This window comes from Streptomyces sp. NPDC005962 (assembly GCF_040629205.1).
Classification (GTDB): Bacteria; Actinomycetota; Actinomycetes; order Streptomycetales; family Streptomycetaceae; genus Streptomyces.
Map to the genome: position 1 here is coordinate 161,195 of NZ_JBEXVE010000015.1, position 17,306 is coordinate 178,500.

The following is a 17,306-nucleotide window of genomic DNA, read 5'->3' on the forward strand; positions in this document are numbered from 1 at the left end:
GGGGCTACGACGCGGCGCGCTACTGGTTCGTCACCGTCAAGGTGGTCGTCCCGGTGGACGCCGCATAGCCGACGCTGCCGTTGTAGTTGGCGGTGACGGTGTAGGTGCCCTTGGGCAGGGGGTTGAACGTCCCGCTGGCCGTGCCGTTCACCAGCGTCACGGTCTGCGTGGTGCGCCCCGGGATGGACAGGGTGACGGTGCCGGTGGGCGTGCCCGTGCCGGGGGACACGGCGGACACGGTCGCGGTGACCGTCACCGGATCATTCACCCTCGCCGGGTTCGGGGAGGCGACCACGGCGGTGGCCGTGGTCGCCTTGTTCACGGTCTGGGTGGTGGAGTCGCTGGAGGTCGCGAAGCTGTCGTTGCCCTTGTACGTGGCCGTGACCGTGAACGGGCTGCCGGTGGTCGTCGTGTAGGTGTGGGTGACGAAGGCGAAGCCCAGGGCGAGGGCCACGGTGGCGGTGCTGGTGCCGTCGCCGAAGGAGAAGGTGACCGTACCGCTCGGCGTGCCGGACACGGACGAGACGACGGCCCTGATGGTCACCGACTGGCCGACCACCGAGGTGCCGGTGATCGACGTCACCGTCGTGGTGGTCGCGGCCTTGGCACTGACGGTCTGGGTGTCGGTGCCGCTGGAGGTGGCGTAGTTGGTGTCGCCGTTGTACGTGGCCGTGATGGCGAACGGACTGCCGGTCCGGCTGGAGTAGGTGTGGGTGACGGTGGCGACGCCGCCGGACAGGGGCGCGGTGGTGGCCGTCGTACCGTCGCCGAAGACGAAGGTCACGGTGCCGGTCGGGGTCCCCGCCCCCGGGGCGACGGCCGCCACCGTCGCCGTGAGGGTCACCGACTGCCCGGCCGCCGAGGGGTCGGGGGAGGAGACCACGGCGGTGGTGGTGGCGGCCTTGTTGACGGCCTGGGCGTCGGTGCCGCTGGACGTGGTGAAGTTCGTGTCGCCGTTGTAGGTGGCCGTCACGGTGTACGGGCTGCCGGTCACGGCGGTGTAGACGTGGCTGACGCTGGCGATGCCGTTCGAGAGCGTCGCGGTGGCGGCGGTCGTGCCGTCGCCGAAGGCGAAGGTCACGGTGCCGGTCGCGATGCCCGTCCCCGGCCCCACCGGGGTGACCGTGGCGGTGAGCGTGACCGCCTGGCCGACCGCCGTGGGGTCGGGGGAGGAGGTGACCGAAGTGGTGGTGGCGGCCTTGTTGACGGTCTGGGTGTCGGTGCCGCTCGACGCCGTGAAGTTGGCGTCCCCGTTGTAGGTGGCGGTGATGGCGAACGGACTGCCCGACGTCCCGCTGAACACATGGCTGACGGTGGCGACGCCGCCGGACAGCGTGCCGGAGGCGGACCCCGTGCCGTCGCCGAAGGTGAAGGTGACGGTGCCCGTCGGCGTTCCGGCCCCCGGCGCCGTCGCCGCGACGGTGGCGGTGAAGGTCACCGCCTGGCCCGCGGCCGAGGGGTCGGGGGAGGACATCACGGTGGTGGTGGTGGCGGCCTTGCCGACGGTCTGGGTGTCGGTGCCGCTGGAGGCCGTGTAGTTGGTGTCGCCGTTGTAGGTGGCGGTGATGGGGTACGGGGTGCCGGAGGTGGCGGCGTAGGCGTGGCCGATCGTCGCGACGCCGCCGGACAGGGGAGCGGTCGCGGAAGGCGTGCCGTCGCCGAAGGTGAAGGTGACGGTGCCCGTCGGCAGTCCGGCGCCCGGCGCGACCGAGGCCACCGTGACGGTGATGGTGGTGGACTGGCCGACCACCGTGGGGTCGGGGGAGGAGACCACGGCGGTGGTGGTGGCGGCCTTGTTGACGGTTTGGGTGTCGGTGCCGCTGGACGTCGTGTAGTTGGTGTCGCCGTTGTAGGTGGCCGTGATGGCGAACGGGCTGCCCGTGGCGCCGCTGTAGGTGTGGGTGACCGCCGCCAGCCCATTGCTGACGGGAGCGGTCGCGGAAGGCGTGCCGTCGCCGAAGGTGAAGGTGACGGTCCCGGTCGGGGTCCCGGCGCCCGGCGCGACCGAGGCCACCGTGGCGGTGATGGTGGTGGACTGGCCGACCACCGAGGGGTCGGGGGAGGAGACCACGGCGGTGGTGGTGGCGGCCTTGTTGACGGTCTGGGTGTCGGTGCCGCTCGACGCCGCGAAGCTCGGGTCCGCGTCGTAGTGCGCCGTCACCGGATAGGAGCCGCCCGCGCCCGTATACGTGTGGGTGGCCCGGGCCACACCGCCGGAAACCGGCACCGAGGTGACGGGGCTGCCGTCGCCGAAGTCGAAGGTGACGGTACCCGTGGGCACCCCGGCGCCCGGCGCGACCGGGGCCACGGTGGCCGTAAAGGTCACCGGCTGGCCCACCACCGACGGGTCCGGGGCGGAGACCACCGTCGTGGTGGTCGACGCCGGGTTGACGGTCTGGGTGTCCGTGCCCGTGGAGGAGCTGAAGTTGGAGTCCCCGCTGTAGTCGGCGGTGACGGTGTAAGGGCTGCCCGCCGCGCTCGCGTACGGGTGGGTGGCGGTCGCCACGCCACCGGAGAGCGGTGCGGTGAGCGGCGCCGTACCGTCGCCGAAGCGGAACATGACGGTGCCGGTGGGCACTCCGGCGCCGGGCGGGGTCGGTGCGACGGTGGCGGTGAACGTCACCGCCTGGCCGGTCACCGAGGGATCGGGCGAGGAGACGACCGTGGTCGTGGTGGTGGCCGCACCGGCCGACACCGTGTGGGTGTCGGTGGCGGTGGCGGGGTCGAAGTCGGCGTCCCCGCTGTAGGCGGCCGTGACCGCGTAGGGGCTGCCCGCGGAGTCCGCGTAGGCGTGGGCGACGGTCGCCACCCCGCCGGAGACCGGCGCCGTGACGATGGGGCTGCCGTCGCCGAAGCCGAAGGTCACGGTCCCGGTGGGAGAGCCCGCGCCCGGGGCCCCGGCCAGCACCCGGGCGGTGAAGGTGACCTGCTGCCCGGCCACCGACGGGTCCGGGGAGGACACCACGGTCATGGTGGTCGGGGCCGGGCCGACGGTCTGGGTGTCGGTGCCGCTGGAGGCGGTGAAGTCCGGGTCCCCGCTGTAGGCGGCGGTGATGGTGTAGGGGCTGCCGGAAGTGCCCGCCCCGGTATGGACGACGGTGGCCACACCCGCCACGACCGGGGCGGTGGCGGCGGTCGTGCCGTCGCCGAAGTCGATGGTGACGGTGCCGGTGGGGGTTCCGGCGCCGGGCGTAGCCGCCGAGACGGTGGCGGTGACGGTGACCGGCTGGCCCGACACCGAGGGGTCGGGTGTGGTGGTCACGGCGGTGGTGGTCGGGGCCGGGGCGACAGTATGGATGTCCGTCCCCGTGGAGCCGGTGAACCCGGTGTCCCCGCTGTACTCGGCGGTGATGGTGTACGGGCTGCCCGACGCGGTGGCCCAGGTGTGGGTGAGGCCCGCGACACCGCCCGTCAGGGGCGTGGTGACGCCGGGGGTGCCGTCGCCGAAGTCGAAGGTGACGGTGCCGGTGGGGATTCCGGCGCCGGGTGCCGTCGCCGAGACGGTGGCGGTGACGGACACCGGCTGGCCCGACACCGACGGATCGGGCGACGAACTGATCACGGTCGTCGACGAGGCGGGCTGCACGGTGTGGGACGCGGTTCCCACGGAGCCGGTGAAGTCGGCGTCGCCGCCGTAGGACGCGGTGGCCGTCACGGGCCCGCCCGTGGCGCCCGCGTAGGAGTGGGTGGTCGCCGCCGTGCCGTCCGTCACCGGGACCGAGACCGTCGCGGTGCCGTCGCCGAAGTCGAACGTCACCGTCCCCGTCGGCGTCCCGTCCCCCGGGGCGTCCGCCACCACACGGGCGGTGAACGTCACCGGCTGGCCGGTCACCGACGGCTCGGGCAGCGCGCTGAGCGTGGTGGTGGTCACCGCCCTGCCCACGGTCTGCGACTGCGTCCCGGTGGAGCCGCCGAAGTCCTCGTCGCCGTTGTAGGTGGCGGTGACGGTGTACGGGCTTCCCCCGGCGCTCTCCCAGACGTGGGCGGCGGTGGCGGTGCCCGCCGTCACGGAGGTGGTGACGGTGGGGGTGCCGTCGCCGAAGTCGAAGGTGACGGTGCCCATCGGGCTTCCGGCGCCCGGCGCGTTCGGCACGACCGTGGCGGTGACCGTGACCGGCTGGCCCGACACCGAGGGGGCGGGCGAGACGGCCACCGTGGTGGTGGTCGGGGCCTGGACGACGTGGTGGGTGTCCGCCCCGCTGGACGCGGTGAAGTCGGCGTCGCCGCTGTAGTCGGCGGTGAGCGCGAATGGCACTCCCTCGGTGCCGGTCCAGGTGTGGGTGGCCGTCGCCACCCCGGCCGTCAGGGGGACCGTGACCGGCGCCGTACCGTCGCCGAAGTCGATGGTGACGGTTCCGGTGGGCGTTCCGGCGCCCGGTGCCGCGACGGTGGCGGTGACGGTCACCGGCTCGCCCACCACGGAGGGGTCCGGCCCGGTGGCGAGGGCCGTCGTGGACGGCGACTGGCCGACGGTCTGTGTGGTGGTGGCGTTCGAGCCGGTGAAGTCGGTGTCACCGCCGAAGATGGCGGTGACGGTGTACGGGCTGCCGGACGTGCCCGCGTAGGTGTGGACGGCGGTCGCCACACCGCCGACGACGGGCACCGCGGCCGGGTCCGTGCCGTCGCCGAAGTCGAAGGTCAGCGTGCCCGTCGGGGTGCCGCCGCCCGGTGCCTGCGGGGCCACGGTCGCCGTGAACGCGACCGGCTGGCCGGAGACGGAGGGGTTCGGCGAGCCGGTCACGGTGGTGGTCGTCGAGGCCTGGACGACCGTCTGGGATTCGGTGTCCGCCGAGGCGGTGAAGTCGTCGCTGCCGCTGTAGGTGGCGACGATCGCGTACGGACTGCCGACGCTGCTGGTGTAGGTGTGGTTGAGGACGACGGCCCCGCCGGTCAGGGGCACCGTCGAGGGAGCCGTGCCGTCGCCGAAGTCGACGGTCACGGTGCCGGTGGGGGTTCCGGCCCCCGGCGGCACCGCCGTGGCCGTGGCCGTGACGGTCACCGGCTCGCCCACCACCGCGGGGTCCGGCGCGCCGGTCGCCCTCATGGTGGTCGCGGACTGGAGCACGGTGTGGGTGGTCGTGGCGTCGGACGGACTGAAGTCGGCCGTCCCGTTGTACGCGGCCGAGACCGTGTACGGGCTGCCGCTCGTGGAGTTGTACGCGTGTGTGACGGTCGCGAGACCGCCCACGGTGGCGACGGTGACGGTCGGGGTGGTGTCGCCGAAGTCGAAGGTGACCGTGCCGAGAGGGGTGCCCGTCGCCGGGGCGACGGTCGTGACGGTCACCGTCATGGTGGTCACGGACTCGCCGACCGTGGAGGGGTCCGGTGAGGAGAAGACGCTGGTGGCGGTGTCCGCCGGGTTCACGGTCTGGGCGTCGGTGTCGGTGGAACCGCTGAAGCTCCCGTCCCCGTTGTAGGTGGCGGTGACGGTGTACGGGCTGCCCGCGGTGTGGGCGTAGGTGTGGACGGCGGTCGCGACCCCGCCGTCGAGGGGCGCCAGGATCGGGCCGGTGCCGTCGCCGAAGTCGAGGGTGACGGTGCCGGTCGGGGTCCCGGTGCCCGCGCTCGCGGGCGCGACGGTCGCGGTGACGGTGACCGGCTGGCCGGTCATGGACGGATCGGGCCCGGTGCTCACCGTCGTCGTCGACGGGGCCAGGGTGACCGTCTGGGTGTCGATTCCGGCCGACCCCGCGAAGTTGCTGTCGCCGCCGTAGACCACGGTGATCGGGTAGCCGTCGCCGGCGGCGGTGTAGGTGTGGGTGACCGACGCCGCGCCGCCCGTGAGCGGGACGGTCGCGGTCGTGGTGCCGTCGCCGAACCTGAAGCTCACCGTCCCGGTCGGAGTGCCCGAGGCGGGCGGGACGGCCACGACGGTCGCGGAGATCGTGACCGCCCCGCCCACGACCGACGGGTCCGGGGCCGAGGTCACCGTCGTCGACGTGGTCGAGACGCTCGCCTCCACACCCTGCGCGGTGGTCCCGGAGGAGGCGGCGAAGTCGCCGTCACCGCTGTACGAGGCGGTGACCGTGTACGGGCTGCCCGCCGTGCTGGTGTAGGCGTGCGTCGCCGACGCCCGGCCGCCGGAGACCGGCGCGGTGACGGTCGCGGACCCGTCGCCGAAGTCGAAGGTGACGGTGCCGGTCGGCGCACCGGCGCCCGGCGGGACCGGCGACACCCGCGCGAACATCGTCACGGTCTGGCCCACCGCCGACGGATTCGCCGACGACGTCACCCTGGTGACGGTCGACGCCGGGTCGACGGTGTGGACGATGGTGTCCTCGGACGGGTCGTAGTCGGTGTCGCCGCTGTACGCGGCGGTGATGGTGTACGGACTGCCGGAGGCGCTGGTGTACGCGTGGGTGACCGTCGCGGTGCCCGCCACCAGCTGGACGGTGACCATCGGGGTGCCGTCGCCGAAGTCGATGGTGGCCGAACCGGTCGGGACACCGGACGCGGGCGCGTTGGGCGCCACGGTGACCGTCACCACCTCGCCCGTCACCGACGGCTCGGAGGAGGCGGAGACCGTGGTGGTGGTCGTGGCCTGCTCGACGCTCTGGAAGCCGGTGCCGGTGGACGCCTGGAAGTCGGTGTCGCCGCTGTAGGCGACGGTGACCGGATACGGGGTGAGCGAGGCGTGGTCGTAGGCGTGGGCGGCATCGGCGCTGCCGCTGGACAGCACCACGGTGACGGGGTCGGTGCCGTCGCCGAAGTCGAAGGTGACCGTGCCGGTCGGCGTGCCCGCGGCGGGCGGCACGGCGGAGACGGCCGCCGTGAACGTGACCGTCTGACCGGTCACCGAGGGCGAGGGCGAGGCCGTCACCACCGTCTTCGACCCGCCCTGGGCGATGTCGCCGGTGCCCGTACCGGCCGAGGGGTTGAAGTTCGCGTCTCCGCTGTAGGCGGCGGTGACGCTGAGCGGGCTCTCCGCCACGCCCGGACCGGTGTGGCGGAGCATCGCCGTACCGCCCACGACGGGAGCCGTGACGGACGGACTGCCGTCGCTGAAGCCGAACGTCACGGTGCCCGTCGGCGCACCGTCCCCCGGGGCCTGGGGAACGACCTGCGCCACGAACGTCGTCGACTGCCCCGGCGTGGTGGGGTCGGGCGCGGAGGTGACGGCGGTGGTGGTGTCGGCGGTGTCGACGCTCTGGGTGTCGGTGCCGGTGGAGGTGGTGAAGTCGGCGTCGCCGTTGTAGGTGGCGGTGATGGTGTAGTCGGCGGCGTCGGAGTAGGTGTGGGTGGCGGTCGTGGTGCCGCCGGTGAGGGTCGCGGTGACGGGCGGGGTGGTGTCGCCGAAGTCGAAGGTGACGGTGCCGGTGGGGGTGCCCGCGCCGGGCGGCACGGCCGCGACGGTGGTGGTGACGGTGACCTGCTGACCCACCGTGGACGGGTCGGGCGCGGAGGCGACGGCGGTGGTGGTCCCGGCGGGCTGGACGGTCTGGGCGTCGGTGCCGACCGAGGCGGTGAAGTCGGTGTCGCCGTTGTAGGTGGCGGTGACCGGGTACGGGCTGCCGGAGGTGGTGGTGTAGGCGTGGGTGGTGCTCGTGGTGGTGCCGGTGAGGGTCGCGGTGACGGGCGGGGTGGTGTCGCCGAAGTCGAAGGTGACGGTGCCGGTGGGGGTGCCCGCGCCGGGCGGCACGGCCGCGACGGTGGCGGCGAAGGTGACCTCCTCGCCCGTCGCGGACGGATCGGGCGCCGAGACCACGGCGGTCGTCGTCAGCGCCTGCCCCACCGCCTGGCTGCCGGTATCCGTGGAGGGCGCGAAGTTCGCGTCGCCGTCGTAGGTGACGGTGACGGTGTAGTCGGCGGCGTCGGTGTAGATGTGGGCGGCGTCGGCGGTGCCGCCGGTGAGCGGGACCGTCACGGCGGGTGTGCCGTCGCCGAAGTCGAAGGTGACGGTCCCTGTGGGGGTGCCCGCACCGGGCGGCACGGCCATGACCGCCGCCGTGGCGGTCATCTGCTCGCCGACGACCGAGGGGTTCGGCGCGAGATCCAGCCCGGTGGTCGTCGCGGCCTGTTCGACGGTCTGGGTGTCGGTGCCGGTGGACGCGGTGAAGTCGGCGTCGCCGCTGTAGTCCGCGGTGATCGTGTACGGGCTTCCGCCGACATCCGTGTACGTGTGGTCCACGGCCGCGGCGCCGCCCGACAGCGGCAGGGTGCTCGGGGGCGTGCCGTCGCCGAAGTCGAACGTCACCGTGCCGGCCGGCGCACCGGCGCCCGGCGCCACGGGCGCGACCCGGGCGACGACCGTGACCGGCTGCCCGGGCTGGGACGGGTCGGGCGCGGCGGTCACCGTGGTCGCGGTCGCGGCCTGTCCGACGGTCTGGGTGTCCGTCCCGCTGGAGGCCATGAAGAGGATGTCGCCGCTGTACGACGCGGTGACGGCGTACGGGGTGGCCGACGGGTCGGCGTAGGCGTGGTCGACCGTGGCCGTGCCGGCGGTGAGGTTCGCGGTGACGGGGTCGGTGCCGTCGCCGAAGTCGAAGGTGACGGTCCCGGTCGGGGTGCCCGTGCCGGGCGGTACGGCCGCGACGGTGGCGGTGAAGGTCACCGGCTCGCCGACCACGGAGGGGTCGGGCGCCGAGGTGAGCGTCGTCTGCGTGGACGCCTGGTAGCCGAAGGCGCCGGGCACCGTCACGCTGCCGCCGGGGGTGGTGATGGTGAGGTCGGCGGGCCCGGCGGCACCGGGCGGGGTCACCACGACGAGCAGGGTGTCGGAGTACGCGCGGAAGGACGCCGCGGGGACGCCGCCGACCGTGACGGCCGTGACCCTGAAGAGCGCGGTGCCGGTCACCAGGACCGTGGTGCCGCCCGCGATCGGCCCCGTCTCCGGGGAGATACCGGTGACGGTCGGCACGGTCACGTAGGCGTAGAGCAGCCGGTTGCTGATCCCGCCGGTCGTGGTGACGTAGACCGGGACGGTGCCCGGGCCCGCGGCCGGGGGAGCGACCACCAGGAGCTGCTGGTCGGAGACGGCGGCGGGGTGGGCGGTGGCGGTGCCGAAGTTCACCAGCAGCGCGGTGGACAGATTGACGCCGCTGAGTTCGACGATGTTCCCGCCGCCGACCGGACCGGCGGCGGGGTCGATGCCGCCCAGGCTGGGCCAGCGGATATAGAAGAAGTAGCCGATACGGGCGGTGCCGCCGGGAGTGGTGACGGTGACCGGAACCGCCCCGTTTCCGGCCGGGGCCACGGCCACGATGGTCGCGTCGTCGAGGACGGCGAAGCTCGCAGCGGAGCGGGGGCCGAAGCGCACGTCCGTGGCGCCGGTGAAGTGGTGGCCGATCAGGGTCACCACCGTGCCGCCGTTGTAGGGGCCCTGGTCGGGGAAGACGCCGGAGAACGGGTTGAGGAGGTCGAACGCGCCGAAGGGCACGGCCGCGACCACACCGGTGGGGATCAGCAGGCGGTCGGAGAGGCCGCGCGCCACCAGCCGGGCGGGCGCCCCGGCCGTGCGGGCGACGGTGCGGGACACCGGGTCGACGACGGCGACGTGGTTCCCATGGCGGTCGGTGAGGATGATGAGCCCGCCCGGGCGATACGGAGTCAGCATGACGGCGCCTTCCACTCCTCCGGAAAGGATGGGCGGCCCGCCGGAATCCGAGGGCCTCAGTAACCCATTCCGGTGAGGCGAAGGCAACGCCGCGCACAGCGGACCACCCGAACGGCGGAGCGCGGAGGGGCGGCCCCAGGACCTGGCCGCTGCCCCCGCACGCTCCGCCTCCTACTCCTACGGTCCGTCAGACCTTGGCGGCCGCCGTGGAGTCGCGGTCCGTCCCGGTCGCCGCTGCGTGCTCGGCCGGCACCACCTACTGCAGACCGTCCGTGGCCAGCGTGCGGGTCAGGTGAACCACCCCTGCGGCCTGGGGCGGGTGTTGCACCAGATGTGTTTCGTCTCCCGGTATTCGGCGAGCCCGCTCGGCCCCAGTTCCCGCCCCGTGCCCGACTGTTTGAACCCGCCCCACTCCGCCTGCGGCACCGACGGGTGGTAGTCGTTGATCCATACGGTGCCCAGCCGCAGCCGGGACGCCACCCGCCGTGCCCGCCCTTCGTCGCAGGACCACACCGCCCCGGCGAGCCCGTACACCGTGTCGTTGGCGAGCCGTATCGCCTCCTCCTCCGAGGCGAAACGTTCCACCGTGAGGACCGGCCCGAAGGACTCGTCGGCCAGCACCGACATCCCGCTGTGGCAGGAGTCGAGCACCGTCGGCCGGTAGTAGAAGCCGTCCCGTAGCTCCGGATCGTCCGGGCGGGAGCCGCCGCAGCGCAGCCGGGCGCCCTCCGCGAGCCCGGTGGCCACATACGCCTCGACCTTGGCCCGGTGCGCGGCCGAGATCAGCGGACCGGTCTGGGCCCGCTCGTCGAACGGCCCGCCGAGCCGGATCTCGCGGGCCCGGCGCACCACCTCCGCCACGAAGGCGTCGTGCACCGGGGTCTGCACCAGCAGCCGGGCACCGGCCGAGCAGACCTGCCCGGAGTGCAGGAAGACGGCGGTGAGCGCGTAGTCGACGGCGCTCTCGAAGTCCGCGTCCGCGAACACGATGTTGGGGTTCTTGCCGCCCAGCTCCAGAAAGGTCCGCTTGACCGTGCCCGCGGCCGCGGCCATGACACGGCGCCCGGTGCGCAGGCCGCCGGTGAAGGACACCAGGTCCACATCGGGGTTGTCGGTGAGCGGGGCGCCCGCCTCGGCGCCCGGCCCCAGCACCAGGTTGGCCGTCCCCTCCGGCAGCCCCGCCTCCTGAAGCAGCCGCATCAGCGCGATGGCCGTGGACGGGGTCAGCTCGCTGGGCTTCAGCACGAAGGCGTTGCCCGCGGCGAGCGCGGGCGCCACCTTCCACGCGGTCTGCAGCAGCGGATAGTTCCACGGGGTGATCAGCGCGCAGACCCCGACCGGTTCGTTGACGACGCGGCTGACGGCGTCCTCGGTGCCGGTGTCCACGATCCGGTCCGTCTCGGTGCGCACCAGCTGCCCGTAGTAGCGGAAGCAGGCGATCACATCGGCGACGTCCCCCTCGCTCTCCACCAGCCGCTTGCCCGTGTCCAGGGACTCCGCGCGGGCCAGCGCCGCCTTGTCACGGGCCAGCAGACCGGCGACCCGCAGCAGCAGATCACCGCGGGCGGCGACCGGGGTGTACGGCCAGGGGCCGTGGTCGAACGCCTGCCGGGCGGCGGCCACCGCCTCGGCCGCGTCCTTGCCGCCGCCCTCGTCGACGACCGCCACCAGCGAGCCGTCGGCCGGACACCTGATCTCCCGGGTGCGTTCGTCGATCGCCTGGGTCCACTGGCCTCCTATGAAGAGATCACTCACGGGCATTCCTCCGCTTCGGGGGTCGGGACATGGTCGGTCACCCATCGGTGAAAGGCGCCGATGTGGTGTTCGCTGGGCACCAGCACCCCGCCTCGGCGGTACGCGCGCGAATGCATGGCGGGCTGGGTGCGCTCACAGGCGTCGAAGTCCTGGGTGTTGACCCGGTGGAACAGCTCGACCGACTTGGACAGATCCCGCTCCGACGCCACCACCTCCGGCGCGTAGAGCCAGTCACAGGTGATCAGGGTGCGGTCGGCGGCGAGCGGGAACATCCGGTGGACGATCACATGGTCGGGGACCAGGTTGACGAAGACCTGCGGCCGCACGGTGATCGCGTAGTAGCGGCGGTCCTGGTCCTCGGCGATGCCGCTGAACCGGTCGAAGCCCGCGCTGCCGTCCACCGTGAACCCCTGGGCCTCCTCGGCGAACTCGGCGCCGTGCCCCACGAAGTACTGCGCGGCCAGACCGTCGGCGAACTCCGGCAGCACCTCGGTGAGTTCGGGGTGGATCGTCGCGCAGTGGTAGCACTCCATGAAGTTCTCGACGATCAGCTTCCAGTTGGCCTTGATGTCGTACTCGACTCGGCGGCCGAGCGACAGCCCCGCGATCCCGTACCGCTCCACGGCCTCGGTGTCGCCGAGCCGCTCGGCGACCGCCCCGACGACGGTCTCCTCGAACGACGGCGGCTCGTCGGCCAGGCACACCCAGGCGTACCCCAGCCATTCGCGCAGCCGCACCGGCAGCAGCCCGCGTTCGGTGCGGTCCACATCGGGCATCCGCTGCAGATTCGGGGCGGCGGTGAGCCGCCCGTCCAGGTCGTACGTCCAGGCGTGGTACGGGCACTGGAGCGAGCGCCGCACCGTGCCCGACTCCTCGGTGCACAGCCGGGCGCCGCGGTGGCGGCAGATGTTGAGGAACGCGCGCAGCTCACCGGCGCGGTTGCGGGTGATCAGCACGCTCTCCCGGCCCACCGGCACGGTGCGGAACGCCCCCGGCCGGTCCAGGTCGGCGCTGCGCACCGCGCAGAACCACATCGCCTCGAACAGGTGCTCCTGCTCCCCCTGGAAGACCGCGGGGGAGGTGTACCAGTGGCCGGGGAGGGTGGTGATCAGGCTGGAGGCCGGGGCGGCGGGGGATTCGGGAGCCACGGTCATGGGATTCTCCGTAAGGGGGCACGGCGGCGTACGGGGATCGGCGGCGCTACGGGGGATCAGCGGCGGATGCGTTCCATCCGCGGATCGAAGAGGGGCTCGGCGGCCACGGTCGCGGGGACCTTCTCGCCGAAGTACTCGATGTGGACGGAGGTTCCGGGGACGGCCGCCCCGGCGGGCAGCCAGGCGTAGGCGACGGTACGGCCGATGGTGTAGCCGTACGCGGCGCTGGTGACGTAACCGGCCGCCACACCATCGACGTACACCGGCTCCTTGCCCATCACCACCGTGGCCGGGTCGTCCACGGTGAGACAGGCCAGCTTGCGCCGCGCCGTCTCCTCGCCGCGGCCCTCCAGGGCGGCACGCCCCAGGAAGTCGCCCTTGTTCATCCGGACGGCGAAGCCGACGCCCGCCTCGTACGGATCGTGCTCGGTGGTCATGTCATGGCCCCAGGCCCGGTAACCCTTCTCCAGCCGCAGGCTGTTGAAGGCGGAGCGCCCGGCGGCGATCACCCCGTGCCGCTGCCCGGCCTCCCACAGCGTGTCCCACAGCCGCAGGCCCAGGTCGGCGGTGGTGTACAGCTCCCAGCCCAGCTCACCGACGTAACTCAGCCGCATCGCGGTCACCGGGACATGGCCGATATGGGTGCGCCGGGCCCTGAAGTAGCCGAACGCCTCGTGCGAGAAGTCGTCCCGGGTCAGCGGCTGGACCAGCTCCCGGGCGAGCGGACCCCACACCCCGACGCAGCAGGTGCCGGGCGTGATGTCGGCGATGTGGACGTCGTCGGGCGCGTGGCGCAGCAGCCAGTCCAGGTCGATGCCGCTGTTCGCGCCCACCTGGAAGCGGTCCTGGGTGATGCGAGCGACGGTCAGATCGCTGCGTACGCCCCCGGCCTCGTCCAGCAGCAGGGTGTAGGTGACCGCGCCCGGCTTCTTCGCGAGCTGGTTGGTGGTCATGCGCTGCAGGAAGTCCAGGGCGCCGCGGCCGGTGACCTCCAGCCGCTTGAGCGGGGTCATGTCGTACAGCGCGACCCGCTCCCGGGTGGCCCGGGCCTCGGCGGCGGCGATCGGCGACCAGTAGCGGGCCGACCAGGCGTCGCGCTGCGGGAGTTCGAGCCCCTCGGCGAGCGGGGCATTGGCCTCGTACCAGTGCGGCCGCTCCCAGCCCGCGCCCTCCAGGAAGTACGCGCCCAGCTCCCGCTGGCGCCCGTAGAAGGGGCTGACCCGCAGCGGGCGCGGCTGCTCCATGGGCTGCAGCGGGTGGATGACGTCGTAGACCTCGGTGAAGCTCCGGGCTCCCCGGTCGGCGATGTAGGCGGGGGAGGTCTGGGCGTCCTCGAAGCGGTACGGATCGCATTCGTGGACGTCCATGGACGGCCGTCCGTCGGTCATCCACTCGGCGACGGCCTTGGCGACGCCCGCGGAGTGGGTCACCCACACCGCCTCGGCCAGCCAGAAGCCGCGCACCTCACGGGATTCGCCGATGACCGGCATCCCGTCCGGGGTGAAGGAGAAGACCCCGTTGAACCCCTCCTCGACCCGGCTCTCGCCGAGCGCGGGGAGCAGCCCGACGCTGTCCTCCCAAGCGGCCGCGAAGTCCTCCTCGGTGAACGGCAGCGAGGACGGCATCACCGGCGCGTCGTCGTACGCGGGCACGGCGGCCGGGTCGACCGGCATCGGGCGGTGTGCGTAACTGCCGATGCCGATGCGGTCGGTGTGCTCGCGGAAGTACAGGTCGCGGTCCTGGAAGCGCAGCAGCGGACGGCTCGCCTCGGTGCGCGGGTCGTTCACCCCGGCCAGTCCGGGCAGCGGCGCCGTCTTCGCGTACTGGTGGGCGAGCGGCAGCAGGGGGACGGACACGCCCGCCATCGCGCCGATCAGCGGACCCCAGAACCCGGCCGCCGAGACGACGAGGTCGGCGGGGAAGGTGCCCCGGTCGGTGACGACCGCGGTGACCCGGCCGCCCTCCCGCTCGATGCCGGTGACGGTGTGCCGCTCCAGGAAGCGGGCGCCGCGCCCGGTGGCCCGCTCCAGCTGGGCCCGGCAGGCGAGCAGCGCGCGGGCCAGCCCGTCCTCCGGGGTGTGGAAGCCGCCGAGGATCTTCTCCGGGTCCAGCATCGGCCACAGCTCGGCGCACCGGGCCGGGGTGAGGAGTTCGCCCCGGACACCCCAGGACGCGGCGAGCCCCGCCTTGCGGTGCAGATCGGCCCAGCGCTCCTCGCTGGTGGCGATCTCCAGACCGCCGACCGGGTTGAAGCAGGACAGCCCGTCGGCCTCCAGCGCGGAGAACTTCTCCACGGTGTAGACGGCGAACTCGGTCAGGGTCTTGGAGGGGCTGGTGCGGAACACCAGCCCGGGCGCGTGCGAGGTCGAGCCGCCGGGGGCGGGCAGCGGGCCCTGCTCCAGGACGGTGACGTCGGTCCAGCCGCGGGCCGTCAGCTCGTCGGCGAGCGAACAGCCGACGATCCCGGCGCCGACGATGACGACGCGCTGGTTCACCGAGGTGCTCACAGGACCACCACCGAACGCAGCACCTCGCCGCGCTGCATCTTGGCGAACGCGGGCTCCACCTCGTCCAGCGTGATCGTCTCGCTGACGAACGCGTCCAGGTCGAGCTTGCGGCTGAGGTGAAGGTCGATCAGGACCGGGAAGTCGCGGCTGGGCAGACAGTCGCCGTACCAGGACGCCTTGAGCGCGCCGCCGCGGCCGAACACATCGAGCAGCGGCAGATCGATGCGCATCTCCGGGTCCGGCACCCCGACCTGCACCAGCGTTCCGGCCAGATCGCGCATATAGAAGCCCTGACGGTAGGTCTCGGGGCGGCCCACCGCGTCGATGACGATGTCGGCGCCCACGCCCCCGGTCAGCTCGCGCACCGCCTCGACCGGGTCCGTACCCCGGGAGTTGACGGTGTCGGTGGCGCCGAAGCGGGTGGCCGCGTCCAGCTTGGCGTCGTCGATGTCCACGGCGATCACCCGGCGCGCCCCGGCCAGCGCGGACGCGGCGATCGCCGCGTTGCCGACCCCGCCGCAGCCGATGACCGCGACGGTGTCGCCGTTGGACACCCCGCCGGTGTGCACGGCCGCGCCGTACCCGGCCATCACCCCGCAGCCGATCAGCCCCGCCGCCTCGGGTCGGGCCGACGGGTCGATCTTCACCGCCTGTCCCGCCGCGACCAGCGTCTTCTCGGCGAACGCGCCGATGCCGAGCGCCGGGCTCAACGCGGTGCCGTCGGCGAGGGTCATGGGCTGGGCGGCGTTGCGGCTCTCGAAGCAGTACCAGGGGCGGCCGCGGCGGCAGGAGCGGCAGCCGCCGCAGGGCGCGCGCCAGGCCAGCACCACATAGTCGCCGGGGGCCAGGCCGCTGACCCCGGGGCCCACGGCCTCGACGATCCCGGCCGCCTCGTGTCCGAGCAGATACGGGAACTCGTCGCCGATCGCGCCGTCCCGGTAGTGCAGATCGGTGTGGCACACCCCGCACGCCTGGACCCCCACCAGCACCTCGCCGGGTCCGGGATCGGGCACGAGGACCGGCAGCACCTCGACGGGTGCGCCCTTTTTGAGAGCGACGACGGCGCGGATTTCTTGCGGCATGGCTCACTCCTCTGTTCTCCTGCGCTGGCAGGGACCGGTGCGTGGGAGTTGGCACGAGCTGGCTGAGGTGATCGAAAGACGCGGGGAACCCGGCCGGTCGAACGGCCGCCGGTTACCCCTCAGTTGCGTATCGCGCCGCGTGTTGCGCGATGAGGGACATCCTGAAAGCCGTGTCCACGACGCGTCAAGAGGTGCGCGCAAACCGTCCGTAAACCAGCGCTGACAGCGGGTTTCCCACCCCGCACACGACGAAGGGGCCGGATCGCGTCCGGCCCCTTGGGGTGTCTGGCGGGTGGTGGGTCGTGGCTGGTCAGCCGGGGAAGCCCATGCGGCGGGAGAGTTCCTCGGCGGTCTTCATGGCGTGCTCGGCGAGGTCCAGCAGCTGGCTCTGGGCCATCCGGTACACCGGCCCCGAGACGCCGATCGCCCCGATGACCGCGCTGTCGTGACCGCGCACCGGAGCCGCGACCGCGTTCAGCCCGATCTCCAGTTCCTCGCACGAGTACGCGAAACCGCGCTCGGCGGCGGTCTCCAGCTGCTGCCGCAGCTCGGCCGAGGTGGTGACGGTGTGCTCGGTGAACCGCGGCAGCTTCCGCGTCACCAGCCGCTCCCGCCGCTCGCCGCCCAAGTGCGCCAGCAGCACCTTGCCGCTGGCCGTCGCGTGCAGCGCGGTGCGCCGGCCCAGCCAGTTGTAGGCCGTCACCGCCGCCGCGCCGCGGGCCTGCATGATGTTGACCGCCGCGTCCGAGTCCAGCACCGCGATATTGGCCGTCTCACCGGTCTCGTCGGCCAGCGCCCGGCATACCGGGGCGCCCTCCTGCGAGATGTCCAGCCGGATGGCGGCCGCGCCCGCCAGTCGCAGCACCCCGGCGCCCAGGTAGTACTTTCCGCGCTCGCGCTCCTGGCCGACCAGGCCGCGGTTCTCCAGCACACCCAGCAGCCGGAACGCGGTCGACTTGTGCACTCCCAGCTCGTCGGCGATCTCGGTCACCCCGGCCTCGCCGAGCTTGGCGAGGATCTCCAGAACGCTGACCGCCCTGTCCACCGACTGCACTGCCCCGGAGGGGCCCCGCTTGTCTTCGGCCCGGTCCTCGGTCGTGTTCGTCATGGGTCTGATCTCACCATCCGATGGCTCCGAGTGGGGGCCTGTCGACGGGCAACTCTTGACGGCTGCCTTCCCAATCTGGATTCTGTTGCGCATCGCGCATTTCGATGCGCCATTCACAACGCATGATACCGATCAACGTGAGGGGGG

Annotated in this window: 6 protein-coding genes; all 6 read right to left on the minus strand. The window is 72.9% G+C overall.

The window, feature by feature from the left end:
- Nucleotides 1–19: 19 nt before the first annotated feature.
- The gene (locus ABZ370_RS24880) at nt 20–9,553 is read right to left on the minus strand and encodes an Ig-like domain repeat protein (protein ID WP_358624813.1); all 9,534 of its coding nucleotides are present in this window, start codon (nt 9,551–9,553) and stop codon (nt 20–22) included.
- Nucleotides 9,554–9,841: 288 nt separating this feature from the next.
- Entirely contained in the window at nt 9,842–11,308 is a 1,467-nt protein-coding gene (locus ABZ370_RS24885; RefSeq protein WP_358624815.1) for an aldehyde dehydrogenase family protein, read from the minus strand.
- Nucleotides 11,305–12,462 carry an aromatic ring-hydroxylating dioxygenase subunit alpha gene (locus tag ABZ370_RS24890; RefSeq protein WP_358624817.1) on the minus strand — a complete coding sequence of 386 codons (1,158 nt, stop codon included), beginning with the start codon at nt 12,460–12,462 and terminating at the stop codon, nt 11,305–11,307. Before ABZ370_RS24890 ends, ABZ370_RS24885 begins: the two co-directional genes overlap by 4 nt.
- Before the next feature lie 56 nt (nt 12,463–12,518).
- Entirely contained in the window at nt 12,519–14,969 is a 2,451-nt protein-coding gene (locus ABZ370_RS24895; RefSeq protein WP_358624819.1) for an FAD-dependent oxidoreductase, read from the minus strand.
- Nucleotides 14,966–16,051, minus strand: a complete 1,086-nt coding sequence (locus ABZ370_RS24900; protein ID WP_358624822.1) for an S-(hydroxymethyl)mycothiol dehydrogenase — start codon at nt 16,049–16,051, stop codon at nt 14,966–14,968. Before ABZ370_RS24900 ends, ABZ370_RS24895 begins: the two co-directional genes overlap by 4 nt.
- A gap of 310 nt (nt 16,052–16,361) precedes the next feature.
- Nucleotides 16,362–17,159 (minus strand): IclR family transcriptional regulator, encoded by a 798-nt coding sequence (locus ABZ370_RS24905; RefSeq protein WP_358624825.1) that lies wholly within the window; start codon nt 17,157–17,159, stop codon nt 16,362–16,364.
- Nucleotides 17,160–17,306: the final 147 nt, after the last annotated feature.

What these genes read in the sequence shown, in the direction of transcription:
- ABZ370_RS24900 (WP_358624822.1), bottom strand. Translation starts at nt 16,051, where the DNA reads ATGCCGCAAGAAATCCGCGCCGTCGTCGCTCTCAAAAAGGGCGCACCC.
- ABZ370_RS24880 (WP_358624813.1), bottom strand. Translation starts at nt 9,553, where the DNA reads ATGCTGACTCCGTATCGCCCGGGCGGGCTCATCATCCTCACCGACCGC.
- ABZ370_RS24905 (WP_358624825.1), bottom strand. Translation starts at nt 17,159, where the DNA reads ATGACGAACACGACCGAGGACCGGGCCGAAGACAAGCGGGGCCCCTCC.
- ABZ370_RS24890 (WP_358624817.1), bottom strand. Translation starts at nt 12,462, where the DNA reads ATGACCGTGGCTCCCGAATCCCCCGCCGCCCCGGCCTCCAGCCTGATC.